Raw genomic sequence first — 25,181 nt, 5'->3', positions numbered from 1 at the left:
GGGGGGGGGGGGGGGCCGGGCCCGATCCCTCCCGGCCCCCGGGGGGCGTCCCGGCGGGGGGGGGGCCCGCCCCCCCCGGGGGCCGCCCACCCCGCCGCCGTTCAGGAGGCGAACAGCACCCGGCTGTAGTCCGGGCGCAGCACCACGTTGTTGTCGTACAGGCAGTACCGCACGGCCAGCAGCGGGACCGCCGGGTCGCCCGGCCCGGCCGCCGCGCGGGCCGCCGTCAGGACCTCCTCGACGGAGTCGAAGCGGGCGGCCAGCTCGGCGCAGACCTCGTACGCGGTGCGGCCGGTCCGGTCCTCCCAGTAGCCGGGCAGGCCGATTGCTGCCAAGGCCGCGCGGACGGAGGGGAGTTCGGTGCCCACCACCAGTTCCAGCAGGGCGCGGGCGAGCGGGCCCTCGGGTTCCGCCCCCGGGGCCGGGGCCAGCAGCCGTTCGACCAGGGCCGCCCCGCCGTCCGCGGCGAGCTCCGCCCGTACCCGCGCGTCGTCCGGCGCCCCGTGGCCCGGCGGGCGGGCGCACCAGTCGGCCAGTTCGCCCGCCGAGGTGTGCCGGGCCAGGAAGGCCTGCCAGTCGAGGCGGCTCCGGTGGGCGCGGGAGAGGTAGGTCGCCTCGACGTGGGCGAAGAACTCGTCCACCGCCCGGGCGTCGCCGAGCGCGGCGACCAGCGCGGGCGGGTAGCTGAACGTCGGGTACAGCAGGTCCACGGTGTCGAGGCGGCCGTGCGGGCCGACCGAGTAGGCCGCGGCGGCCGGCTCTCCGGTGAGCCCCTCGCCGAGGTCGAAGACCCGGGTGGCGCGGGTGATCAGCGAGTCCTCGAAGCGTTCGGCCAGCCGCAGGTCGCTGACCGCGCGCAGGGTCGTCGCGACGGTGTCGGGGGTGGCGTAGGAGTTGCCGAGGAACATGTCCAGCCGCCGGGGCGGGAGCGGCAGTCCGCGTTCCCGGCGGAACTCCTGCTCCTCCTCAAGCCAGGAGACCTGAGCCTGGATCGCGTGCCGGGCGCGGTAGGGGACGCGGGTGCGTTTGAGGTTGGCGTCGTCGTACGAGCCGAACTGGTTCCAGCTGGGTTCGAATTCCGACTCCAGCAGCAGCCGGATCTCGGCGCGCCCGAGCGGCGGGTTGGGCAGCAGGTAGCAGGTCCAGTGCACCGGCCGGGGGCGGTCGCGGTTGAGCTCGCGCATGCGTTCGGCCAGCTCGAACAGCAGGGTGTTGCGGCCGACGTTGATCTCGGAGCAGACCAGCCAGATCCGGGTCACGCCGCGGTCGGCCAGGAAGCGGATGTCGGCCATGACGGCGTCCGGGTTCCGCACCCGGTGCCGGCGGCCCTTGACCATCGGCTCGGTGCAGAAGTAGCAGCGGTACGGGCAGCCGCGCTGCACCTCCACCGGCACGTGGACCTCGGGTTCGGGGCCGAGGACGCGCTCGGGGCCGTAGAACTCCAGCAGGTCGCGCAGGATCTCCTCGGTGTACTCGGGGTGCTCGGCGGGAGGCAGGAAGACCCGTTCGTTGACGGTGTAGCGGCTGTCGTCGTGGCGGTGGGCCAGGTTGGCGATCCCGTCCAGGCCGCGACCGGCGAGGACGTCGTCGAAGCGGCCCAGGATCTCGTCCGGCTCGCCGACCACCCCGAACTCCGGCCGCAGCCGCTCCAGCAGCGCCTGCGGCCTGGTGGTGAAGCCGAAACCGCCGAGCATCACCGGAGTATCGGTCAACTCGCGCAGGATGCCGATGAGTTCCTCGGTCTCGTGCATCGGCCAGTAGCTGTTGCGGCGCACCGGCGGGGCGCCGGGCAGGTCGGCGTCGGCGTAGTTCCAGATGAAGATGGAGTCCAGTTGCCGCAGGTGGATGCCGATGAGGCGGGGGTCGGTGCGCTCCAGGGTCGCGGCCAGCGCCGGGCGCCACTCGGACTTGGGCGTGCGCAGCAGGTCGAACCGGGCGGTGGTCAGGCCGTGGTGCGCGGCGACCGCCGAGACCTGGACGAAGGCGTAGGGGTAGATGGGCAGTGCCGGGTAGTTCGAGGCGCTCAGCAGCAGCAGGTCCACGCCCTGCCGCCCCGGTGTCGCCGAGTATGGGTCCGACATGCTGCGGATCGTGACACATCGTCAGGCCCTCCACCACCACGCCCGGTCGGTGCGAGTGTCCGGATCGCCGCGCTCGGTGACACGCCCCCTTGACCGGACCGGTCACCGGGCAACAATGGATTCCGCGCTGCTGCCTTCCGGCGCCCCGGTGGCGGACCCTCGACGCTCCGGACCGCACTTCCGCCGTCCGTCCCGCACCGCACCCCACCGGCCGGGCCCGCCCCGACGGCCCACTCTCCCTCCCGTGAGGAGTGCATCCTTGACCGCTCCCGTGCTGTCGGCCGACTCGCACGTCGTCGAACCCGTGCGACTGTGGACCGAAGGACTGGAACGCAAGTACCGCGACCGCGCGCCCCGGGTCTCCTGGGACGCCGAGCGGCGCGGCTGGTACTTCACCTGCGACGACCTGCGCCCCGCCCTGGTCAACAGCCTCTACGCCACCGACGCCACCGCCGAGGGGTTCGTCACCGACGCCGAGACGGTGGTGGAGGCGGCCCGGGCGGGCGGCAGTGACCCGGCCGCGCGCCTGAAGGACATGGCCCTGGACGGCGTGGCCGCCGAGGTGCTCTACCCCAGCCTGGGCCTGCACCTGTTCTGGCTCTCGGACGGGGACTTCCAGCGCGCCTGCTTCCGCGCCTACAACGACTGGCTGGCCGAGTACGTGCGGCACGCCCCGGAGCGGCTGGCCGGCCTCGGGCTGATCCCGCTGTGGGACACCGAGGAGGCCGTACGGGAACTGCGCCGCTGTCGTGGACTGGGCCTGCGCGGCGCCGCGGTCTGGGCCTCCGCCCCCACCGAGCGGGACTTCGGCGGGGACGCCAACGACCCGTTCTGGCGGGAGGCCCAGGAGCTCGGCATGCCGGTGTCGATGCACTGCCTCACCGGCTACCGGGACAGCCCGAAGCTCTTCGACTACGACAGCCCGCTGGGCCGGATCCGGCGCAACATGGGCTACCCGGAGGAACTCCAGCACACCCTCACCGACCTGATCTTCTCCGGGGTCCTCCAGCGCTTCCCGGACCTGCAGGTCGTCCTCGCCGAGAACGACATCGGCTGGATCGCCTACCACCTGCTGCACGCCGACCGGATCTACGACAAGCTCGGCCCGGCCCTGCGCACCGACCTCACCATGGCCCCCAGCGACTACTTCCGCCGCCAGGTGCACGCCACCTTCACCGAGGACGAGGTGGGCGTGCTCACCATGCGGCTGCTCGGTTCCGGGAACTTCCTCTGGGGCAGCGACTACCCGCACTACGAGGGCAGTTGGCCGAACTCCCGCGAAGTTCTGGACCGCTGCCTGCGGGACGCGGGGCCGCAGGCGCGGCAGCGGGTGACCGCCGAGAACTGTGCCCGGCTGTACGGGTTCGACCTCGCCACCCTGGCCGCCGAAACCGCCGAGTGACCCTGCCGACCACCGTGAAGGAGCCCGCATGGCGGAGCAGAGCGCGAGCCGCTGGTACCGCTTCATCGACGAGGACATCGATCGCCGGACCAGGACGGACGTCGGCTTCACCAATCTGATCTCCGACCGCCCCTACCCGATGGACGACGCGACCTTCCAGGGCTTCGTCGACCGCAACGCCGTCATCCGCGAGTACCTGCGGATCACCCGGGACCTCTTCCTGGCCAGCGTGCGCGGCGAGGCCGACCCGGCCGTCGCGGACACCCTGCTGGCCGGCCAGCCCCCGGAGCGCGACCACGGCTACCACAAGAACCTGACGGAACGTCAGCTGGAGCTGCCCCGGTACTTCCGCACCGACGAGCCGGCCCCCGGCCAGATCGCCGAGGTGCAGTGCCCGGCCTCCGGCTGGGAGATCGCCGACCAGGTCCACGCGCTCTACCGGGCCTTCCCGGAGCACTTCGGGGCCCCCGCGCGGCACCTCGGAGCGCCGATCGACAACCTCGCCGCCTCGCTGCGCGCCCGCTTCGGCGACGACCTGGTCGTGCACCACCTCACCGGCAACGCCTCCCGGCCGCACGGCGTCCAGTACACCGTGCAGCGGCTGCGCGAGCACGGGATCCGGCACTTCGGCTTCGACCGGGTGCACTGGAAGGACTGCGGGCTGATCCGCGCCCACGAGTTCTACGACCTGCGCTACAACGGCTTCTTCGACCAGTGGATGGACGCCTGCGAGCGCGGCGAGCTGTTCTTCGACCACCCGCCGACCCCGCTGTACGACGCCAAGGTGACCATGGCCTGGCCGTTCTGGGAGAAGACCCGGCAGTACTACCCGGACCGGGTCCGCGGGCTCTTCCCGCACACCGAGATCGTCACCCCCGACGGCTTCCACCTGCCCGACGGCGAGTGGATCGGGCTGGACGAGTACTGCGCGCTGGGGCAGGGCAAGCGCCGCTACTACCTCAAGTTCGGCCATCACCACCCGACCCTGAACTGGGGCAGCCGCGCCGTCTACCACACCGGGAGCTTCTCCGGAGCGGCGCTGCGCGCCCTCTTCGACCGGATCCTGGTCGACACGGCGGCCGGCCACCTCTGGGTCGCCCAGGACGCCCGCCTGCTGCAAGAACCGGCCACAGGCGTCACCCGGGACGGCGAGCCGGTGGCCTTCGACGCCTACACCAAGCTCAGCGGCTTCTACACCCCGGAGGGCCTGGCCGGGGTGATGGTCATGCAGGAGCGGGCCCGCAAGGTGCACGGCTCGCCTCAGACCGTGCTCAGCATCGCCTACTGACCGCCACGACCGAGGGAGGACCGCAGCCATGACCGCATCGGACCCCATCGATCCCCCGGGGCAACGTGACGCCGCCTACTTCCGCTTCCTGGAAAGCGACGGCGTGGACTGGGACGCCTGGTGGGACGTGCTCCGCGGACGCGTCGCCGGCGCCGTCTTCCGGGGGGCGCTGTCACCGGAGGTCTGCGAACGGACCTGCCGCAACTTCTGGAGCAGCCCCCTGCTCAGCAGCCCGAACGCGACCCGCAGCACCGAGCGCGCCGTCGGCCCGCTGCTGATCGCCTCCGGCAGCATGGACACCTACCTGACCGAATCCGACCGCACCCGCGCGGGCCTCGGGGAGATCTGCGGCGGACCCGGCCGAACCCTGCCGGCCCTGCTCGACGAGTGGCGCGCGTACCTGGCCGACCGGGGTGTGCGCTCCCGCCTCGCCGAGTACGACGGCCGGCGGGCCGGCGCGTACAAGCTCCGCTCCCGGGCGGACAGCAAGGGCTTCGGACTGCTGCCCCACGACGACGCGATGCACAACTGGGCGCTCCCGCACCTGCGCGACTTCGAGATCCAGGGGGTCAAGCGCATCTGCAACGCGCTGCTCTGCCTGGAGAACGGACCCGGCGGCGAACTGGTCTACTGGAACACCGCGTTCGGCTCCGAGGAGCGGCGGGCGCTGGGGATGCGGCCGGACAGCTACGGCTATCCGCTGGAGGCGCTGGCCGGCGTGGAGCGGATCACGCTGCCGATCCACGCCGGGGACATGTACATCTTCGACGGCGGCAACGTGCACGCCGTCGCCCCCAGCGCGACGGAGGACGTACGCCGAACCGTGGCCCTGTGGATCACCGGGCCGCTCGCCGACGGGACCGTCCTGCAATGGGCCTGACGGACCGGGCCGACCGGAGAGAAGAGGACCGCGTGCCGGACACGACGGACGCCCGGATCACCGTCCGACAGCTCGCGGGCCACATCGGTGCCGTGATCGACGGAGTCGACCTCGCCGGGACCGTGCCCGACCGGACGGTCGGCGCCATCCGCGCCGCGCTGCTGCGCCACAAGGTGATCTTCCTCCGCGGCCAGCGGCTCGGCCACGCCGAGCACGCCGCTTTCGGCCGGCGCCTCGGAGAACTCACCCGGCGTCCGGGGCGCAAGCACGGCGTTCACCCGGACGGGTACCCCGAGATCCTCGTCGTGGACCCGGAGGTGGAGGACACCCGCCACGGACAGCGGTTCGAGGAGCGGCTGCGCCCCAAGGCGCTGGAACCGTACTCCGGCTGGCACGTCGACCTGGCCGCCGCCGTCAACCCGCCGGCGATCTCCGTCCTGCGGGCCGAGGCGATCCCCCCGTACGGCGGCGACACCCAGTGGACCAACCTGGTGGCCGCCTACCAGGGCCTCTCCGAACCGCTGCGGGCGCTCGCCGACGGACTGCGCGCCGAACACACCCTGTACGCCGCCAACCGCCTGCTGCTGTCCGACAAGGAGGACACCGAGGTCCTGCGCCGGCTCACCGAGGACACGCTGCTCTCCGTCCACCCAGTGGTGCGCGTCCACCCCGAGACCGGCGAACGCGCCCTGTTCGCCCCGCCGGCGTCCGTCACCCACCTGCTCGGACTGCTGCCCTGGGAGAGCCGCCACCTGCTGGAACTCTTCCACGGGCACATCGGCCGGCCCGAGTACACCGTGCGCTGGCACTGGGCCCCAGGTGATGTCGCGATCTGGGACAACCGCGCCGTCGCCCACCTGCAGCCCGCCGACCTGGACCTCGCCCACCGCCGCACCCTCTACCGGGTGACCGTGCTCGGCGACCGCCCGGTCGGCCCGGACGGCTTCACCTCCGAGGCCGTCCGCGGCGAGCCGCTCACCGCCTACCGCGACCGCTGACCGGAAAGGGGACCGACCACCATGCCCGGCACCCGCGGGGTCTACTTCGTGGCCAACGACCGCGTACTCGAACTGGCCACCGTCTTCCTCAACAGCTTCCGCCACAACAACCCCGACATCCCGCTGCGCCTCATCCCCTTCGACGACGACCACCACCGGATCGCCGGACTCGGCGAGCGCTACGGCTTCACCGTCTGGGAGGACAAGGACCTGCTGGCGGACTGCGACGAGTTCGGCCTGTCCTTCCACGACCGCCCGAAAGGCCATTTCCGGAAACTCGCCGCCTGGGCCGGGGAGTTCGACGAGTTCCTCTACATCGACAGCGACACGGCCGTCCTGCGGAACATCGACTTCATCTTCGACCGGCTCGCCGGATACGGATTCCTGACCGCCACCTCGAACCTTCCCGGGCGGGCCTGGAAGGACAGCGTCGAGGAATCCGGAATGCTCACCCCGGAACAGTACGGATACCGGGCGAACACCGGATTCGTCGCCTCCCGGAAGGGCGCCCTCACCTTTCCGGGAATCGCCGCCGCACTGCCAGGTGCCCGGGAAATCGCCCCGCACATGAAACTCGGCTACGAACAGCCCTTCCTGAACTACCTGATGGTGACCTCAGGCCACCGCTACACCAGCCTGCACCACCTGCGCACCACCACCGGGGACCAGTCCATCCCCGCCGAGGTCTTCGCCTGGACGCCGGGCATCGAGGCGAAGGACGGCCAGATCGTGCACCCCGCCGTCCCGCCGACCCTGCTGGTGCACTGGACGGAACCCCTGAAACCGACCCGGCAGGCGCCGGAGGAGGTCCCGCTCTACGACCTGTGGTGCTACTACCGCGACCTGCGGGCCATGACGTAGAGCGACTGCTCGTCGTCGTACCGGGGCGGGAACTCCGGGTGCGCGGCCAGCAGTTCGGCCTCCTTCACCTGCTCGACCAGGTCGAAGCCGGCCTGGTCGAGCGCCCAGGTGAGCAGTTCCAGGTCGAACAGGTTGCGGTGCCGGCCGCGCGCCTGGAAGAGGTCGTTGACGAACTGCTGCACCGGGGCACCGCCCAGCGAATAGTCCGGGTAGCGGCTGCACCGGTCGTCCCGCAGCGCCCGTCCCCGGTCGGCCACGTAGCCGGCGCAGGCCTTGGCCAGGTCGGGGCAGGACAACCACAGCGCCGCGTCCGGGGTGCACACCCGGCGCAGCTCCCGCAGCAGCGGAATCAACTGCCCGTGCAGCTCCAGGTGTTCGACCACGTGCTGCATCACCACGACCTCGGCCGAGCGGTCCGGGAACGGCAGCCGGCCGGCGGCGAGGTCCACGTCGAGCTCCGAGCCGGAGACGTCGCAGTTCAGCCAACCCGGAACCCGCCGCCCGCCACAGCCGAGGTGCAGCCGCCGGGAATCCGGGCCCCGGCCGCCGAAATCGACGCGGCGCAGCCGCAGCCGGGCGGACAGCCGGGCGAGATCGTGTTCGACGAATGCGACGGTGCGCGGATCGAAATTCAGCCTCCGCAATGCCCAAGTCATCACCCGCCTCACGATGCCCGTGAACCGAATCCCGGTCAACCCCGCCGCCGGGAAGCCTTATTCGGCCACCCTTTTTCGGTCATCATTCCCGCGAATCCCCTCGACGCCGTCAATACCCTGGCCGCCGATACCGAATTCGACGACCATGGGCGCAACCGCACCCCACAGGAGGCACGCATGCGAGCGGTGGTCCTGACCGGACCCGGACAGTGCGAGGTCATCGAGCGCGACGAGCCGCCGGGCGGCCCCGGACAGGTCGTCGTGGACCTGAGCGTGAGCGTGATCAGCCCGGGCACCGAACGCGCCATCCTGCTGAACCTCCCGAACGCCGGTGCCCGGTACCCCGAGCACCCCGGCTACCAGGCCGCCGGAACCCTGCGCACCGGATCCGCCCTCCCCGCCGGCACCCGGGTCGCGGTCCGCCGGGCCCGGCACGCGGAGGTCGCCGTCGTCCCCGAGCGCTACGTGCGCCCGATCCCCGACCGCGTCCCGCTCGCCGACGCCGCCGTCTGGCAACTCGCCCTCACCGCCCTGCACGGCCTGGAGACCGGCGGGCAGCACCCGGGCGAAGCGGTCACCGTGGTCGGCGGCGGGCTGCTCGGCGTCATCACCCGCCGCCTGGCCGCGGCGCGCGGCGCCTCCCAGGTGCGGGCAGTCGCCGCCACTCCCGCCAAGGCATGGACCCTCCGGGCCGAACCGGCGGCCGTCCGGCACGAGCCGGGCGGGCCCGACGACGACGGCACCCCGCTGGTGCTGGACGTCACCGACAGCGGCCCGGGCCTGGCCGTCGCCATCGGCGCCGCCGCGCCCGGCGGCCGGGTGGTCCTGCTCGGCTCGCCCCGCACCGAGCACGCCGACGTCCCACTGCAGCAACTCCACGACCGAGGACTCGACCTGCGCGGCGCCCACGTAGGCGGACTCACCGAGGCCGAGGAAGACCGGTTGAGCGACGTCTTCTTCGCCCTGCTCGAAGAGCGCCGCTTCGCCATCCGTGACGTGCTCTCCGACTACCCGGCCCACCGCGCCCCGCAGGTCTACCGCCGGCTCGCCACCGACCGCGCGTTCATCAGCGCGGCCCTGCGCTGGGACGCGCCCCGCCCGGCCGCCGGCCGCCGGACCGCGTCCGCGCGCCCGCTGCGCTACGGGCTCATCGGCTGCGGCGACATCGGCATCGAGGACGCGAAAGCCCTCGCCGCCGCCGATGAGGCCGAGCTGACCGCCTGCCACGACCCCGTCGCCGACCTGGCCGAGGAGACCGCGGCGCGATTCGGCGGGCAGCGCACACCGGACGTCGCCGCCCTGCTGGCCCGCGATGACGTGGACGCCGTGATCGTCGCCACCCCGCACGACACCCACGAGCAGCTGTTCTCCGCCGCCCTGGCCGCAGGCAAGCACGTGCTGCTGGAGAAGCCCGTCGCCCAGGACCTCACCACCGCCCGCCGGATGGCCGAACTCGCTGACTCCGCCGGACCGTTGCGCACCGGAGTGCTCTTCCCGACCCGAACCGACCCGCGCTTCGAGCAGGCCCGGGCAGCCATCGCGGCCGGGGAGATCGGCGCACCCCTGGGCGTCACGGCCACCTACTTCACGGACAAGCCGGCCGGCTACTTCCAGGGCGGCCTCAGCGGCCGTGCCCCGTCCACCTGGCGGCTCGACCGCGACCGGGCCGGCGGCGGCTTCCTCATCATGAACCTGATCCACCAGGTCGACACCGTCCGGGCCCTGCTGGGGGGCGAGGTGGACCGCGTCTACGCCGAGACCGCGCCCTCCGCGGTGGCCGACGCCGAAGGAATCGAGGACGCGGTCACCCTCGTCCTGAGGTTCGGCCCGATCGTCGCCACCCTGATCGGCAGCGCCAGCGTGGTCGGCGGCACCAGCATGCGCACCAGTGTGTGGGGCGAGAAGGGCGAGGTGGCACTGACCCCCGACTTCCGGCTGACCCACCGCGCCCCGCTCGGCGCCGCCCCATCGACCGACGGACCGGTACCCACCGCGATCGACCTGCGGACCACGGCGTTCACCCGCTTCGCCCGCGCCGTACGGGACGGCACGCCCGTCGACGTCAGCCTCACCGACGGGCTGCGCACCCAGGCCGTGGTGGAGGCCGGCTACGCCGCGGCGCGGCTCGGCCGGGCTGTCGACCCCGCACGCCTGATCGAGGGTGGTACGCCGTGATCGGCCCGCAGCGCGTCGTCCGCTCCCCTGACGGCGGCTACCCGCCACCCGACGGCATCGGCCCGGACACGGTGTGGTTCGCCGAAGGCACGGCCGCCGACGAGACCTGGGCCGTCGGTTTCCCGGCGCCGGACGCCGAGGTGCGCGCCGCACGCGCCTGGGTGGCCACCGCGCGCGTCACCGCCGCCGCCGTGCGGGCCGCCGCCGCCGACAGGTCCGCGGTCCTGGTGCCGGGAGACGGCGCGTTGGCCGGGCTGGTCCGGCTGACGCTCCCCGACGCCGTTCCCGCCGGCCCGGAGGTACCTGCCGTGGTCGTCGAGACGACCGGCACCGAGGCCGGAATCCTCCACGCGCTCGCCGCGGTCCGCCCCGGCGGGTGCGTGCTGCTCGCCGCCCGCCCGCTGCACCCCACCGTGCGCCTGCCGACCTACTACGCCGTCCACCGCCCCGGGGTTCGCGTCCTCCCCACCCGTTGGGCCGACGCCACCGTCGACATCCCGGATCCGCTGGTCCCCTGGGCCCTGGCCCACCTCACCCCGGATCGACCGGGACGGTCCATCGCCCCGGGTGCCTGGTACCGACTGGTGGCCCGTCCGCCTGCCTCCGCCAGTGCCGACCGCCGGGTGCCGGGCCCGTGAACCTCCTCCGACGAGGTCTCACCACCCCACCGCTCGCGCGACACCCCGCGGCTCGCCGCCGGTGCCCCGGCCCCTTCCGGGGGCCGGGGCCAGCCGGCGTTCAGCCGGCCGCCGGCACCGCGGCCGCAGTGAATATCCAACGCTCCGGCGTGGAGAGGGTCCTGGCCCAAGACACGGCGGTCCGGCGCCGGGTGGCACATCCGGTCGCGCGGGCTGCCCCGCTTCACCACCGTGATCGACCTGCCGGCCATGCTCGGAGTGCTCTTCGACGCCATGGAGGGCGAGAAGCGACTCCCCGTAAGGCGCAGCCGCTCGACGGTGCCGGCGTCGCGCACCCCACGGTAGTGCAGGTCGTCGGCGAGGTTGTTGGTGGCGCACGAGCCCTGCGGGTCGGGTGCGGGATACGACTTCGACCCCTCCGACGCCGCTGACGAGTACCTGGTGTGGCCCGTGGACGAGGCCGTCCTCGCACTGGAACGGCAGCAATGGGCGGTCTTCGCCCGGTGGCACCTGCGGCACTGAGCAGGGACCGCGGCGCTGGACGCCCATCCCGGTCAAGGGGGAGTCGACGCCCGCTACGACGAACTGACGGCACGGCTCGCACCGCACCGTGAGGCACCGGCCGATGTGCGGCGACTGGGCGCCGAGTTGGGCTTCATCGATGGCCCCCGCTACCGGATCGACGGGGTCGACTACCTGCTCAGGTGGAGTCCACGCGGATGAGGCCGCCGCCGGTCGTCGGGGGAGCGCGGGCGGGCAAGGACCCAGCGAGGCAGGCGGTTCGGGCCGGAAGATCACGGTTCGCGGCCGAGCCACTAGTCTGACCGGGTGACGATCGAGCTGCGCGTGCTGTCCACGGTCTCCTACCGGGGGGAAGAGGTCACGGCCCCCGGACTGCGGGCGCTGCTGGCGCTGTTGGCGGGGGACGTCCGGGGCGGGTGCAGCAGCGGGCGGCTGATCGACGGGCTGTGGCCGGAGGAGGAGGGCGGGCCGGAGCGGCCGGGCAAGGCGCTGCAGGTGCTGGTGTCGCGGGCCCGGGCCAGGTACGGCGCGGAGCTGATCGTCAGCACGCCGACGGGGTACCGGCTGGGCCTCGGGGAGGAACGGGTTGACGCCGCCGCGGTGTTGCTGCACTCGGCCGCCGCCGTGGAGAAGGCCCGGGCCGGCGACCACGCCGGGGCACTGGCGGAGGCCGAGGCCGGGCTGGAACTCTGGGGTCCGGACGCAGGCCGCACGGAGCCCGACGGGACGGACCCGGTGGCCGCGCTGCGCACCGAACGGGCCGCCGCCCAGCGGGCTTTGTGGCGGGGGCGGGCCCTCGCGCTGTCCCGCACCGGGCGGCACCCGGAGGCCGTCGAGGCGCTCGCCGCGGAGGCGGCCGAGCACCCGCGGGACGAGGAGCTGCTGCTGGAACTGCTGCGCTGCGAGGCCCGTACGGCGGGGGCGGCGGCCGCCCTCGGCCGGTACGACCGCTACCGGCGCGGGCTGCGGGAGGCGCTCGGCACCGACCCGGGCCCCGAACTGCGCGCGCTGCACGGGGAGTTGCTGCGCGGCGAGGCGGCCCCGGTGCGGCGCGGGGTGCCGCACGAGCCGAATGAGCTGCTCGGGCGGGACGGCGACCTCGCGGCTGTGGCCGAACTGCTGCGCACCGCACGGGTGGTGTCCGTGGTCGGCCCCGGCGGGCTGGGCAAGACCAGGGTGGCGGCCGCGGTGGCCCGGCAGGCCCCGCAGCGGGTGGTGCACCTGGTGCCGCTGGCCGGGGTGTCGGCGGACGAGGAGGTCGCCGGGGCGGTGGCCGACGCGCTCGGCGCGGGCGACCCGGCGGGGACGGCCGCCGTGCTCGGCCCCGGCCCGGCCCTGCTGGTGCTGGACAACTGCGAGCACGTGGTGCGCGGCGTGGCCGAGCTGGTGCACGGCCTGGTCGCCGCCCGCCGGGACCTGCGGGTGCTCACCACCAGCCGCACGCCGCTCGGCATCTCCGCCGAAGTCGTCCATCTGCTGCCGGAGTTGGACTCCGCCAGCGCCGTCGAACTGTTCACCCGGCGGGCCCGCGCGGCCCGCCCCGACGTGGAGCTGCCGCCCGGCCCGGTCGCCGGACTGTGCGCCCGGCTGGACGGCCTGCCGCTGGCGGTCGAGCTGGCCGCGGCCCGGGTGCGGGTGCTGTCGGTGGCCGAGATCGCCGCACGGCTGGCCGACCGCTTCGCCCTGCTGCGCGGCGGGCCCCGGGACGCGCCGCAGCGCCACCGCACCCTGGAGGCGGTGGTCGACTGGAGCTGGAACCTGCTGGCGCCCGAGGGCCGGGCGGCGCTGCGCGCGCTCTCCGTCTTCCCCGGCGGCTTCACCGTCGAGGCCGCCGAACACCTGCTGGACGGAGCCGAACACCTGCTGCCCGGGGCGGACGCGCTCGCCGTCATCGAGGACCTGGTCGACCAGTCGCTGCTGCGGCTCTCGGACACCCCGACCGGCAGCCGGTTCCGGATGCTGGAGACCGTCCGCGAGTTCGGCGCCGCCCAGCGCGCCGCTGCCGGGGAGGAGGAGGCCGTCACCGGCCGGTTCCTGTCCTGGGCCAGGGAGTTCGGGATCGCTCTGCACGACGGCCCGTTCGACCCCTCCACCGGGTCGGCCACCGCGGCCTGGCGGCGGATCCGGGCCGAGCAGGTGAACCTGGCCCGCGCGCTGCGCCTGGCGCTCGCCGCCGGGGACCACCAGACCGTCGCCGCCACCGCCGCCGTCCTCGCCGCCGTGTGGACCACGGAGGGCAACCACGTCCGGCTGACGGCCCTGGCCGAGGAGGTCGGCGGCCCGGTGTCCCGGCTGCGTCCGGGGGCCGAACTGGCGCAGCCGGTCAGGACGTTGACCGCGCTGAGCGCCGTCAACACCCTGCTCACCGCCGGCGGCGGCCTGGCCCCGGGGGTCGGTGCCCGGCGCCTGCTCGTGACGCTGCGCCGGCAGCGGCCCGCCGTGCCGGACACCCCGGTCCGGGCGATCGCCGCCGTGCTGGCGGCCGTCCCCGACCCGCTGGGCCCGGGTGGCGGCCGGCTCGAGGCCCTGTGTGCCGACCCGTCGCCGTTGTTGGCGGCCGTCGCCGGGGTAGTGGCGGGCTACCGGTGGGAGGCCGAGCAGGAGGTGGCGCGGGCGATCGCCGCCACCCGGCGCGCCCTCGCGGTGTTCGACCCGCTGCCGGTGCCCTGGCTGCGGGTGTTCGCCCTGGCCCGGCTCGGCGAACTCCACCTGCTGGCCGAACAGGGGGCGCAGGCGCTGCCGCTGCTGCGGGAGGCCATCCGGACGCTGGACGGGCTCGGCGACTGGAACGACATGCTGGGCGTGCGCTGGGGCATGGCGATCGGCAGCCTGCAGGCGGGGGACCTGGACGGCGCCGAGCACTGGCTGGCGCTGGCGCTGCGGCACCGCCCTGACGACGCGGTGGACCTGCTCAGCCCGGAGCTGGGGGTGCGGGCCGAACTCGCCCTGGCCCGGGGCGAGACGGAACCGGGGCTGGAACTGTGGCGGCGGGCCGTCGCCTCGACGGGGCGGAACGCCGATCCGCTCGCCGACCCTTCCTGGGTCCTGGAGCTGGAGGCGGCCTGCGTGGCCGCGCACGCCCGGCACGGGCGGGTCGACCGGGTGGCTTCGTTGGCGGCCGCGCTCGGGGCGGAACTGCTCGCCCGGCTGGAGCGGCGGACGGCCCCGGCGGACGGCCCGGCCACCGGGGCGCTGCTGCTCGCGCTCGGGCTGGTCGCCCTCGACGAGGGCGCCCGGACCGCAGACCCCGGGCGGACCGGGGCCGGGGTGCGGATGGTCGCGCTGGCCGAACGGTTCCGCTGCCCGCGCAGCTTCCAGCCGACCATGGGCTCCGCCGCCGCCCGCCGGGATGCCGAACGCTCGGACGCGGAGCGGTACCGGCGGGCGGCCGAGGCGTACGCGGCGCTGGACCAGGCCGGGCTGACGGCCGAGGCGCGCGCCCTGGCCCGGGGCTGAGCTGCGGAGTGCCGACTCGGTGAAGCGGTCCGTGGCCGGGGAGTTCACAGCCGCACCGGCAGGCGGAGCAGGTGGAAGCCGTCGCCCGGCCAGTGGCCGAACTCCAACTCGTCCCGGCGGACGCCGAGTTCGGCGTGGGGCCGGTGGATCAGCACCTGGTCCAGCACCACCGAGGTGACCAGCCGGCCGAGCGCCGCGCCCAGGCAGTAGTGGGCGCCGTGGCCGTACGCCAGGTGGCCGTCCCCGCGCCCGAACTCCCGGGCGATGTCGAGGCGTTCGGGCGCGTCGCCGTACTCCCGGGGGTCGTGGTCGGCGGCCAGCAGGGCGACGGTGACCGGGTCGCCGGTGCGCAGCGCGGTGCCGGCGAACTCGAAGTCCTCGGTGGCGTAGAGCGTGGCGCCGATCCGCACCAGGGTGACGTAGCGCAGCAGTTCGGGGACGGCCCGCTCCAGCAGCTCCGGCTCCGCGCGCAGCCGGGCCAGCTGGTCCGGGTGGTCGAAGAGGGCGAGCAGTCCGTGGGCGAGGAAGAGCGCCGGCGGGGTGATGCCCGTGTTGATCAGCAGGAACACGATGGAGACCAGTTCGTCCTCGTCGAGCGGCTCCTCGCCCTCACGGGTGCCGTGGACGAGCGCCGAGATGAGGTCCTCGGTGGGCCGGGCGCGGCGGCGGGCGATCAGCTCCTTGACGTAGTCCACGATGCCGACCAGGCCGTCCACCATCCCGCTGCCGTCGCCGTAGGCGAAGTCGCGGATCCAGCCGCAGACCCGGTCCCGGTCCCTGGTCTCCACCCCGACCAGCTCGCAGACCACGTGGGTGCTCAGCGGGTAGGCGAACTCGGCCAGCAGGTCGGCCGTTCGGTCCCGGTCGGCCAGTTCGGTGAGCAGCTCGGCGGAGGTGCGTTCGACGAACTCGCGCAGGGCGGCGATCCGCCGTGCGGTGAAGGCCCGGGTGAGCGGGGCCCGGCGGCGGGCGTGCTCCTCGCCGTCGAACAGGGCGAGGTGGCCGGAGAGGTACTTGACGTACTCGGCGGGGAAGGCGTCGAAGGCGGCGGCCAGCAGCTCGTCCTGCGGGTCGCTCCCGGCCCGGGTGGCGGCGAGGCTGGAGCGGTCCCGGACCAGCCGGGGTTCGGTGAGCGCGGCCTTGACGTCGGCGTAGCGGGTGACCAGCCGGGCCGGGGTCTCCAGCCCGGGCAGCACGACCAGGGGAAGCTCGGGCTGCTCGCGGAAGGCGGCGTAGGCGCCGACGGGGTCCTCGATCTGCTCGGGGGTCAGGTGCACGGGGGCGGTGGTCATGGCGGGCCCTCTTTCGGTCCGGTCGGGGTCTCGATGGCATGAGTGTGCGGGGGCCCGCTCTCAACCCGGTTTCAGACCGGTTTCAGCGGCGGCGGGGCCACCGGGACCACCGGCTGCGACTGAATTGAACGTGTTCAAGAAGCGCGCTAGGCTCGACGACGAACGATGAGGGGGAGAACTCATGAAGATCGTCATCCCCGGCGGCTCCGGCGCGCTCGGAACCCTGCTCGACCGCACCCTGACGGCCGCCGGCCACCAGGTCACGGTGCTGAGCCGACGGCCCGCCGGGCCCCGGCAGATCGGTTGGGACGGCCGCACCCAGGGCGCCTGGACAGCGGAGATCGACGGTAGCGACGTGGTCGTCAACCTGGCCGGGCGCAGCGTCAACTGCCGCTACACCGCGGAGAACCAGCGGGCCATGATGGACTCCCGGGTGCACTCCGCCCGGGCCGTCGGCCAGGCGATCGCCGCCGCCCGCAGACCGCCCGCCGTCTGGCTGCAGATGAGCACCGCCACCGTCTACGCCCACCGCCACGACGCGCCCAACGGCGAGACCGACGGGCGGATCGGCGGCAGCGAACCCGACGCCCCGGCCTCCTGGCGGTACAGCGTCGACATCGCCCGGGCCTGGGAGGGCGCCCAGACCGACGCCGACACCCCGCACACCCGGCGCCTCGCGCTGCGCACCGCCGTCGTCCTCGGTCCCGAACGCGGGGGCGCCCTCGACTCGCTGTCCTGGCTGGCCCGGCTCGGAGTCGGCGGGCCGATCGCCGGCGGCGCCCAGTACGTGTCCTGGATCCACGAACAGGACTTCGTGCGCGCCGTCGAGTTCCTGATCGGGCACCCGGAGCTCAGCGGCCCGGTCAACCTCGCCGCCCCGAACCCGCTGCCCCAGCGCGAGTTCATGCGCGAGCTGCGGGCGGCCTGGGGCATGCCGCTGGCCCTGCCCGCCACCCGCTGGATGGCGGAACTCGGAGCCTTCGCCCTGCGCTCGGAGAGCGAACTGCTGCTGAAGAGCCGCCGGGTCGTGCCCACCCGGCTGCTGGAGGCCGGCTTCACCTTCGCCCACCCGGACTGGCCGCAGGCCGCCCGCGACCTGGTGCGGCGGCTGCGCGGACGCTGAGGGCCCGTCCGAACGGGCGTCACGGGGCTGTCACAGCTGCGCGCCGGAGCTTGCCCGGACGGCGTCGGGACGCGACGGTGGTGGCGGCCGCGGGGGACGGGGCCGCGGGGGAGGGGGCACGGTGATGCGCACGGTGCGGTTGTCGTCCATGCAGATGCGGAGCGAGCGCTCCGGTGTCGGCTTCGTGCTGATGGTCGCCACGGGAATCGTCCTGGCCGGCACCGGGGTGATCGACCCCCTCGGGGCCTTCCTGGTCGCGCTGCTGGTCGCCGCCGCCGCGCTGTTCGCGACGCCGTACGCCTTCTGGCTGCGGGTGGACGACCAGGGCGTCACCCTGGTCCGGTACCTGCTGCCGCGTCGTTACGCCTGGGCGGACCTCCACGGGCTGGCGATGGAGTTCGGCAACGAGGCGGAGGGCGACGGCCGTCTCCTCACCCTGCGGTTGCGGCTCGCCGATCCGCGGGGCCGGGTCCCGGGGCCGCTGCTCGGCAAGTTCCCGGTCACCGACCAGGACACCCCCGAGGGCGTCCCGTCCCGGGCGATGGCCGAGCTGTTCGCGGTCTTCGGGGAGCGCGGACTGCCCGTCGAGGAGCCGGAGTTCGCGAACGAGGTGCTCCGGGTGCGCGGCCTCCCGCCGCTGCCGCCGCTGCGGGTGTGGGCCGCGCCCCCCGAGGGGGTGCCCGCGGCCGAGCGGGCCTACGCGGACGCGCCCGGCATCGACGCGGAGGCGGGCGCCCTGCCGGACGAGGGCCTGCGGCCCCGCCAGCGCGGTCGGCGCGAGTACCTGCTGCGGCGCGCCGCGCTCGCCGACCGGGTGTTCCTGCGGGACGGGGACGGGCTGGCGCTGGCGATCGCCCTGCGGGCGGCGGAGCAACTGGTCAAGTACGACCGGATCACGGTCGAGGGCGACCAGCGGTACTACGTGCGCGAGCAGTACCTGAGCTGGCGCACCCTCAACCCGTAGCGGTGTCCGGGTCCGCGGCCAGCAGGTGGTCCAGCACCCGGCCGAACACCAGTCGCCCGGCGAGCGCCACCAGCGGGTCGAACAGCCGGGGCAGTCCGGTGATCCGCAGCTCTTCGGCCCACACCGCCTCACTGCCCGCACCCACCGCGCGGACCCGCAGCTCGGCACCGCCGCGCACCACCCGGCCGCGCTTCGCCAGCCGGCACCGTTCGGGTGCGGCCAGCTCGACCAGCTCCATCGGGTCGTCGAAGCGCAGCGGCCCCAGGGCCGTCCGCGCCAGCACCACGTCCCCCACCTGCCGCCCGGTGCCCCGCACCACGCTCACCCGGGTGAACGGCACCCGCTCGCCGTGCCGGGGCCAGGCGGTCACCAGGGCCCAGCACTCGGCGGGCGGCAGCGGGGAACGGCGGGTCAGGACGAAACGGGCCATGCCGCAGTCTAGGACTCCCGCGCTCCGGCGGCCGTACGGCGGCCGCCCGGGACGGGTCAGGAGCGGCCGCCGGTGTCGGATCAGAGCGGCAGGGCCTGCCACGGGCCGAAGGCGGTCGGGTCGGTGGCCGTGCGGTAGTGGACACGCGCGTCGGTGCCGATGGCAAAGACGTGGAGCACACCGTTGCCGTCGACGACGGCGGCCGGGTGGTCGAGCACGGTGCCGCCGAGGTCCTGCCAGGGGCCGTAGCCGGAGTTCGGGGCGGTCTGGGCGGTGGTGCTGACACCGCCGCCGCGGTTGCGTTCGAACAGGACGACGCGTCCGCCGAGGGTGGCCGCCGCGGGCTCGCCGACCCCGCCGTGGCCGCCGAGCAGGGCCGGGGACTGGCTCCACGATCCGCCGGGTTGGGTCTGGTAGCTGACCTGCATCGCGGCGGTGCCGGCCTCGCGGTAGGCGAGCTCGATCCGGCCGTCCTGGTCGAGCGCGGCCTTGGGCGGGCTGGCCGGACTGGCGCCCGGGATCGGGCCGGGGCCGCTGAAGGTGCCGTTCGGGGCGCCCTGCCACCAGCCGAGCACGCCGGTGCGGGTGGCGGCGAACACCTCGATCGCCCCGACGCCGTTGCGGATCGCGGTGACCGGGTCCTGGAGGTCGGTGCCGCCGAGGTCCGCCCAGGTGGTCGTCCAGACCCCGCCGGGGGTGGTCTGCCGGATGCTGCTGAGGCCGCCGCCGCCGTTCTTGACGAACAGTTCCAGGTGCCCGTCCTGGGAGGCGGCCACCACGGGCACGCCGACCTGGTCCTCGTTGCCGAGCCCGGTGTTGGGGTTGCCGTGGTCGGCCCAGCCGTTCCACCACCAGCCGTTGGGGGTGCCCTGCGGGAGCGAGACGATGTGGTGGTCGGTCAGCCGGCGGGCGAAGACCTCCAGCCGGCCGTCGGCGTTGGTGCCGACGACGATGCCCGGCGCCAGCCGCCCGCCGGGGTCGGCCATCCGCACCGGACCGCCCCAACTGCCGTCCGCCTGGCGCCAGTAGGTGTGGAGGGCGCCGGCCCGGACCACGAAGACCTGCGGCCGGCCGTCCTGGTTCAGCCCGGCCCAGGAGGTGCCGCGCGACCAGCGGTAGTACATCCGGGAGAACCAGGAGTCGGAGTAGTTCCCGGAGTGGTCATGACTGGCGTACTCGGAGACGAACACGCCCTTGGCACCGACCGTCGGCGGGTCGAGGTTCACCGGGGAGTCGCCGATGTTGTAGTCCCGGTAGTTCACCTGGACCATCGGGCCGCCGTACAGCAGGGCCGCCTGGCCGGCGAACTTCGCCGCCGAGACGTGGTCCGAGTGGTCGCCCGAGTAGCGGCGGTCCGGGAGCTCGTCCTGGGCCCGGAGCACGGTCGGCCGGTACGTCACCATCAGCTGCCGCAGCACCTCGACGACGTCCGCCGCGGTGTACGTGGACGGCCCGGACAGCGGGCTGCCGACCGGGACGACCGTGGTGTCGGTGCCGCCGGCCAGGACTCCGCCGAGCCCGGCGTCGTGCAGGTTGAGGAAGACCAGGTGCACCGGGTGGTCCTTGAGGACGTACCGCTCGACCTGCTTGCCCGCGACCGTCCAGGCCTCGGCCGTCCAGTGCCCGACCTCGTCGGTCGTCGGGTCGTTGTCGCCGACCCCGGTCATCCGGGAGTAGGCGTTGACGGCGCCCATCTGCCGGTTCCAGGTGCGCAGCGGCTCGCCCGCGGTGTCCCAGCACACCGTGGCGCACGGGTCGCCGGTCGCGTTGCCCGCGGTGACGAACACCGTGACGGACGGCGTGCCGTCGGCCAGCGCGTTGGACAGGTCCGGGTTCATGAAGAGGATGTCGTCGTCCTCGTGCGCGACGACGTGCATGACCAGCGGCCCGGAGCCGGCGGTCAGGGTCGTCTCCGGGCCCGTGGCGGCGGCCGCGCGGGGTGCGGTCGCCTTGGCCAGGACGGGTGCGGCGAGAGCGGTGAGAGCGACGGAGGTGAGGAGTTGCCGTCGTCCGATTGCCATGTGGTTCCCCCCAATTCGAGATCGGCATGAGATCACGCCAGGAGGAGATTAGCGCACCATCGACCGGCCGATTACGGGGTGGGAAATCCGTGAATTGCCCGTGGGGAAAGATAATTGACGTGAAATCAGCCCTCCTGGTCCACTTTCCGTTCGCGGTCCCGTCGAGTACCGCTGCGGCCGCAGCGGGCCTACGGCGCCAACAGCGGTGCCAGCGCCGGGAGATCGGCCCCGGCGGCGAGCAGTACCACCTGGGGCGGCGGGCCGGGCGGGCCGAGTCGGGCGATCTCGTAGGCGGTGACGCCCCGGCCCGGCGGGGCGACCAGGGCGACGGGCGCGCAGCCCGCCAACAGCGGTGCCAGCACCGGGCGGTAGGCCTCGGGCGGGGTGTCATCCGAGTCCGGGTGGAGCACGCCGAGGGCCTGCGGGCCGGGCCAGGCGCGGGCGGCGGAGGGGTCGTCGGGGTGGCCGGCCGGCGGGGCGCCGGGCGGGGGGAGCAGCAGGACCCAGCCGGCGCCCGGCCGTTCGGCGCGGTGCAGCACGTCCAGCCGGACAGCGGGCGGAGCGGCGTCCGGGGTGGCGGGGCAGGGCTCGCCGGGGCGCGGGGCGGGCTGCCCGGCGAGGGTGGAGCGCAGCACCTCGGTGGCGCTCAGTCCGCTCGGCAGGTCGGGGAAGCTGCGCAGCAGGTGGGCGCTCTGGCTGAGGAGTTCGGCCGCGTCCTGGTCGGTGAGCAGTGCCCGGTCGTGGGTCGTGGTGAGGACGAGTCCGCCGGTCGCGTCGTAGTGCGCGGCGAGGGTGATCGGGTACGAAGTGAAGGTGCCGGCCGGAACGGGCGTCTCCACGTGGATGCCGTGCGCCGCGAGGTCGCTCTCCAGTCGTCGTTGGTGTGCGGTCATCGGCTGGTGTTCCAGGACGACCAGGCTGTCCGGCCGTCGGCCGCGCCGCCCGTCGGGGCCGAAGCGCTCGGCCTGGCCGGGGGAGACCCATTCGTAGGCGGCGAGGTCGAGCACGGTGTCGCGCAGGGTGGCGAGCAACTGCGGCACGGTGGTGCCCGGGTGGACCCGGACCGAGACCGGCAGCGGGTTGCGCAGGGCGCCGGGCAGCCGGTCGACGCCCTCCAGCGGGATGCCGCGGCCGGAGACGGCGACCGCGAAGCCGACCCGGACCGCCCGGGCCGGGCGCCGCGGCTGCTCGGACTGCGCGGCGCGGTACAGCAGCAGCGCCCAGGCGGCCTGCAGTGCGCTGCTCTCGCCCGCGCCGAGGGCCGCCGCCCAGCCGCGCAGCTTGACCGCCTCGTACGGGGTGAGCCGGCGCCGGGCCCGGCCGCTGCCGCGTCGGCGCGGGTCCGGGGCGAGTGGCAGCCGGGCCGTGGCAGCGGGCCGGGTGGACCAGAACTCCTGGGCGGCGACGGTGGGTTGGGCGGCCAGCCAGCGGGCGTGGTCGCGCAGGTCGGGGCGCCGTTCGCCGCCGGGGAGCACCCCGCCGGTGAGGTAGGCGCGGTAGAAGGACTGCAGCAGCAGCCGGACGCTCCAGCCGTCCAGCATGGCGTGGTGGTAGGTGAGCAGCACCCGGGTGGCGGGGCCCTCGTCCTCGGTCTGCGGGGCGTCCAGCAGGGTGGCGCGCAGCAGGCCGGGGCGGCGCAGGTCGAAGCCGCGCAGGCGGTCGGCGGCCAGCAGTTCGTCCCAGCCGAGGCTGCCGTGGGGGTGCCGGGTGACCTCGGGGGCGGCGTGCTCGTGCAGCACCATCCACGGGTCGCCGCTGCCGTCCCGCTCCCAGTCGAAGGAGGCGCGCAGCACCGTCTCGTGGTCGGTCACCGACTGCCAGGCCGCGGTGAAGCGCTCGGTGTCCAGCGGGCCGTGCCACTTCCAGGACAGTTGCTCGATGTGCCGCCCGCCGTGGTCGGCGCGGCCGATCACCTGGCGCAGCAGTTCGCGCTGCAGCGCGCTGGTCGGCACGGTGACGGGCTCCGGCGGGTGGGCGAGGGCCGCCCGCAGTTCCTCCAGCAGCCCGACGGCGTGCCCGGGCGGGCCGGGGGCGATGCCCACGAACAGCCGCTGGGGGCCGCCGCGGAGGTCCGTCACCAGGACGGCCCGCAGCGGCGGCCCGGCGGCCAGGGACCGGCCCAGGTCGGCGAGCACGCCGTCCAGCCCGGCGGGGCCGGCCACCGCCCGCTGCCACAGCAGGTCGGCGGCGGGCTTCCGAGCGGCGGGCCCCCGGGCGGCGGCGCGCAGGGCGTCCTGGAGGGCGGCGGGCTCGTACGACCGGTGCAGCTCGACCAGCAGGAACTCCGGCAGCCGCGGGCCGGGAACGGCCTGGGGCAGGCCGGGGTGGGTGTGGGCGCGAGGGCGGGGACGGGACGCCGTCCGGGCGAGCGCGGCGCTCACCGCGGCCGGGTCGAGTGCCCTCGGCGGACGGGCGGCGGGCAGGCAGGGCGCGACCGCGGGGGCGCCGGCCACCAGCAGGGTGACGGGTGCGCTGGAGAACTGGCGGGTCGTCATCGCTGATCAACGGGCTCCTGGCCCGGTTCCTTCCCGTCGGCCGGCCCGGGTGCGGGCCGGGGCTACTGGGTGGCGAGGCCGCCGCAGACGTTGAGTGCCTGGGCGGTGATGCTGGCCGCGGTGGGGCTGGTGAGGTAGCCGGCCAGCGAGGCGACCTCCTCGGGGGTGGTGTAGCGCCCGAGCGGGATGTGGGTCTGGAAGTGCTGGTGGATCGTCTCGGGCGTGGTGTTGTAGGCGGTCGCGTACTCGTGGTGGATCCGGGTGGTGTGCGGGGTGTGCACGTAGCCGGGGCAGATGGCGTTGACGGTGGTGCCGGTCGGCGCCAGCTCCTTGGCCAGGGCCCGGGTGAAGCCGATCACGGCGTGCTTGCTCGCGGTGTACGGGGCGCCGTAGGTGACGGCCTGCTTCCCGGCGGTGGAGGCGATGTTGATGATGCGCGGGTGGGTGGTGGTGGTGATCCGGCCGTGCTTGAGGGTCTCCCGGGTGACCAGGAAGACGGCGTTCAGGTTGGTGTCGATGACGTCGTACCAGAGGTCGTCGGTGGTGGTGGCGGTCGGACCGCCGCCGGTGCGGCCGGCGTTGTTGACCAGGACGGTGATCGGGCCGTGCGCGGCGACCGTGCGCTGGACCAGCTCGGTGACCTGCGTGGGGTCGCGGACGTCGCAGGTGGAGCCGTCCGCCTGGTGGCCTTCGTCGCGGAGGGTGTCCAGTGCCTCGCCGATGTGCTCGGCGGTGCGGGCGCAGATGTAGACGTGGTGGCCGCGGCTGCCGAGTTCGCGGGCGATGGCGAGGCCGATCCCGCGGGTGCCGCCGGTGATCAGGGCGAGGGGTTTCTCGGGTTCGGTGGTCATGACGGGTCCTGTGGGTGAGGGCGGGAGAGGTGCTGCGTCCTGGGTGCGCCTCGGGCGGAGTAGTGGTCGTGCGTCCTGGGGCTCGGACACGGCTCAGGCGGAGTAGAGGTTGTAGGTCGTCGGGTGTGCGGTGGTCGGGGTGTTGAGGGTGGGGTCGAGGTTGAGGATGGCGTGGTGCAGGTGCTGGAGGTGCGGGGAGGGCTGGATGCCGAGCTCGTTGGTCAGCCGGTGCCGGAGGTGGTGGTAGGCGGAGAGCGCGTTGGTCTGCCGGCCGGCCCGGTAGAGCGCGACCATGGCCTGGGCGTGCAGGCCCTCGTGGTGCGGGTGCTGGTGGGTGAGGTGGGTGAGTTCGGGGATCAGTTCGTTGTGCCGGCCGAGTCGCAGGTCGGTGTCGATGCGGCGTTCCAGGGTGATCAGCCGGCTCTCCTCCAGGCGCATGATCTCGATGCTGAGGATCGGTCCGGGCCGGACGTCGACCAGGGCGGGGCCGTGCCAGAGGGCGAGGGCCTGGCGGAAGTGGGTGGCGGCCTGGTGGTCGTGGCCGTGGTTGAAGGCGTGCTGGCCCTGGGTGATCAGCAGGTTGTAGGTGTGCACGTCCAGGGCGTCGGGGAGGGCGGTGAGTTGGTAGCCGCCGTGCCGGGTGGTCAGGACGTCCTTGGCGGTGATGTGCGGGGTCGGGCCGAGGGCCTGGGTGATCCGGCGGCGCAGTTGCAGGATGTACGTCTGCATGGTGGTGAGCGCCTGTCTCGGCGGGTCGTCGCCCCAGATCTCCTCGATCAGGGTCGCGGTGGGCAGGATCCGGTTGGGGTACAGCGCGAGCAGGGCGAGGATCTGGCGCTGTTTGGCGGCGGTGGGGACGACGGAGATGCCGTTCAGGTCGGCGGTGAGGGGGCCGAGGACCTTGAGGTGCATGGCGGTTCTCCTCTCGTACGGGCGTGGCGGCGGCTCGGCCGGACGGGTGTGTGTTCGAATCCGAGGGATGGTCGGGTGGACGCGTCGCACCTTAGTTGCGCCGGGCGGGGGCGGCCGGATTCCTCGAGCGCGGATC

Annotated in this window: 19 protein-coding genes; 11 read left to right on the top strand and 8 right to left on the bottom strand. The window is 74.2% G+C overall.

Going from position 1 to position 25,181, the window contains the following annotated elements:
- Positions 1–101: 101 nt before the first annotated feature.
- Complete coding sequence (locus tag ACFVXG_RS27555; protein WP_387931128.1) at positions 102–2,081, bottom strand: B12-binding domain-containing radical SAM protein; 1,980 nt, start codon at positions 2,079–2,081, stop codon at positions 102–104.
- 259 nt (positions 2,082–2,340) lie between these two features.
- Between ACFVXG_RS27555 and ACFVXG_RS27550 the strand changes: the two genes are divergently transcribed.
- From ACFVXG_RS27550 to ACFVXG_RS27530, 5 genes are read left to right on the top strand one after another with little or no spacing between them, the layout of a single operon-like run.
- Positions 2,341–3,483, top strand: coding sequence for an amidohydrolase family protein (locus ACFVXG_RS27550; RefSeq protein ID WP_387931127.1), 1,143 nt, complete (start codon positions 2,341–2,343; stop codon positions 3,481–3,483).
- 28 nt (positions 3,484–3,511) lie between these two features.
- Positions 3,512–4,771: a hypothetical protein gene (locus tag ACFVXG_RS27545; protein ID WP_387931126.1), complete on the top strand. Its 1,260-nt coding sequence runs from the start codon at positions 3,512–3,514 to the stop codon at positions 4,769–4,771.
- Between the two features lie 28 nt (positions 4,772–4,799).
- Positions 4,800–5,651: a hypothetical protein gene (locus ACFVXG_RS27540; protein WP_387931125.1), complete on the top strand. Its 852-nt coding sequence runs from the start codon at positions 4,800–4,802 to the stop codon at positions 5,649–5,651.
- A 32-nt stretch (positions 5,652–5,683) separates the two neighbouring features.
- Complete coding sequence (locus ACFVXG_RS27535) at positions 5,684–6,649, top strand: TauD/TfdA dioxygenase family protein (protein WP_387931124.1); 966 nt, start codon at positions 5,684–5,686, stop codon at positions 6,647–6,649.
- Positions 6,650–6,670: 21 nt separating this feature from the next.
- Positions 6,671–7,510, top strand: coding sequence for a hypothetical protein (locus ACFVXG_RS27530; RefSeq protein WP_387931123.1), 840 nt, complete (start codon positions 6,671–6,673; stop codon positions 7,508–7,510).
- Here ACFVXG_RS27530 and ACFVXG_RS27525 read toward each other — a convergent pair.
- Positions 7,483–8,154, bottom strand: coding sequence for a class I SAM-dependent methyltransferase (locus tag ACFVXG_RS27525; RefSeq protein WP_387931122.1), 672 nt, complete (start codon positions 8,152–8,154; stop codon positions 7,483–7,485). The genes ACFVXG_RS27530 and ACFVXG_RS27525 overlap by 28 nt on opposite strands.
- Positions 8,155–8,343: 189 nt before the next feature.
- Here ACFVXG_RS27525 and ACFVXG_RS27520 point away from each other — a divergent pair, with 189 nt between their 5' ends.
- The 4 genes from ACFVXG_RS27520 (at position 8,344) to ACFVXG_RS27505 (ending at position 14,957) form a co-directional block, all read left to right on the top strand.
- Positions 8,344–10,341, top strand: coding sequence for a Gfo/Idh/MocA family oxidoreductase (locus tag ACFVXG_RS27520; protein WP_387931121.1), 1,998 nt, complete (start codon positions 8,344–8,346; stop codon positions 10,339–10,341).
- Positions 10,338–10,979: a hypothetical protein gene (locus ACFVXG_RS27515; protein WP_387931120.1), complete on the top strand. Its 642-nt coding sequence runs from the start codon at positions 10,338–10,340 to the stop codon at positions 10,977–10,979. The genes ACFVXG_RS27520 and ACFVXG_RS27515 overlap by 4 nt, the downstream gene beginning before the upstream one ends.
- Before the next feature lie 369 nt (positions 10,980–11,348).
- On the top strand, positions 11,349–11,501 hold the full coding sequence (locus ACFVXG_RS27510; RefSeq protein ID WP_387931119.1) for a hypothetical protein: 153 nt from the start codon (positions 11,349–11,351) through the stop codon (positions 11,499–11,501).
- A gap of 306 nt (positions 11,502–11,807) precedes the next feature.
- Positions 11,808–14,957, top strand: coding sequence for an ATP-binding protein (locus ACFVXG_RS27505; RefSeq protein ID WP_387931118.1), 3,150 nt, complete (start codon positions 11,808–11,810; stop codon positions 14,955–14,957).
- Between the two features lie 44 nt (positions 14,958–15,001).
- Here ACFVXG_RS27505 and ACFVXG_RS27500 read toward each other — a convergent pair whose 3' ends face one another.
- Positions 15,002–16,249 (bottom strand): cytochrome P450, encoded by a 1,248-nt coding sequence (locus tag ACFVXG_RS27500; protein ID WP_387931117.1) that lies wholly within the window; start codon positions 16,247–16,249, stop codon positions 15,002–15,004.
- Between the two features lie 181 nt (positions 16,250–16,430).
- On the opposite strand from ACFVXG_RS27500, the gene ACFVXG_RS27495 reads away from it, so the two are divergent.
- The gene (locus tag ACFVXG_RS27495; protein ID WP_387931116.1) at positions 16,431–17,372 is read left to right on the top strand and encodes a TIGR01777 family oxidoreductase; all 942 of its coding nucleotides are present in this window, start codon (positions 16,431–16,433) and stop codon (positions 17,370–17,372) included.
- 148 nt (positions 17,373–17,520) lie between these two features.
- Positions 17,521–18,336, top strand: coding sequence for a hypothetical protein (locus ACFVXG_RS27490; protein WP_387931115.1), 816 nt, complete (start codon positions 17,521–17,523; stop codon positions 18,334–18,336).
- Here the strand turns inward: ACFVXG_RS27490 and ACFVXG_RS27485 are convergent.
- The 5 genes from ACFVXG_RS27485 to ACFVXG_RS27465 all read right to left on the bottom strand — a co-directional run bounded on the left by ACFVXG_RS27485 (position 18,326) and on the right by ACFVXG_RS27465 (position 25,045).
- Entirely contained in the window at positions 18,326–18,766 is a 441-nt protein-coding gene (locus tag ACFVXG_RS27485) for an SRPBCC family protein (RefSeq protein WP_387931114.1), read from the bottom strand. The genes ACFVXG_RS27490 and ACFVXG_RS27485 overlap by 11 nt on opposite strands.
- Positions 18,767–18,846: 80 nt before the next feature.
- Positions 18,847–20,787, bottom strand: a complete 1,941-nt coding sequence (locus ACFVXG_RS27480; RefSeq protein WP_387931113.1) for a PIG-L family deacetylase — start codon at positions 20,785–20,787, stop codon at positions 18,847–18,849.
- A 188-nt stretch (positions 20,788–20,975) separates the two neighbouring features.
- Positions 20,976–23,282, bottom strand: a complete 2,307-nt coding sequence (locus ACFVXG_RS27475) for a condensation domain-containing protein (protein WP_387931112.1) — start codon at positions 23,280–23,282, stop codon at positions 20,976–20,978.
- A gap of 62 nt (positions 23,283–23,344) precedes the next feature.
- Entirely contained in the window at positions 23,345–24,133 is a 789-nt protein-coding gene (locus tag ACFVXG_RS27470; protein WP_387931111.1) for an SDR family NAD(P)-dependent oxidoreductase, read from the bottom strand.
- 93 nt (positions 24,134–24,226) lie between these two features.
- Positions 24,227–25,045, bottom strand: a complete 819-nt coding sequence (locus tag ACFVXG_RS27465) for a BTAD domain-containing putative transcriptional regulator (RefSeq protein ID WP_387931110.1) — start codon at positions 25,043–25,045, stop codon at positions 24,227–24,229.
- Positions 25,046–25,181 lie beyond the last annotated feature (136 nt).

It is taken from the genome of Kitasatospora sp. NPDC058162 (assembly GCF_042884005.1).
In the GTDB taxonomy this organism is placed as follows: Bacteria; Actinomycetota; Actinomycetes; order Streptomycetales; family Streptomycetaceae; genus Kitasatospora.
This window is presented reverse-complemented; position numbering and strand designations above follow the sequence as displayed.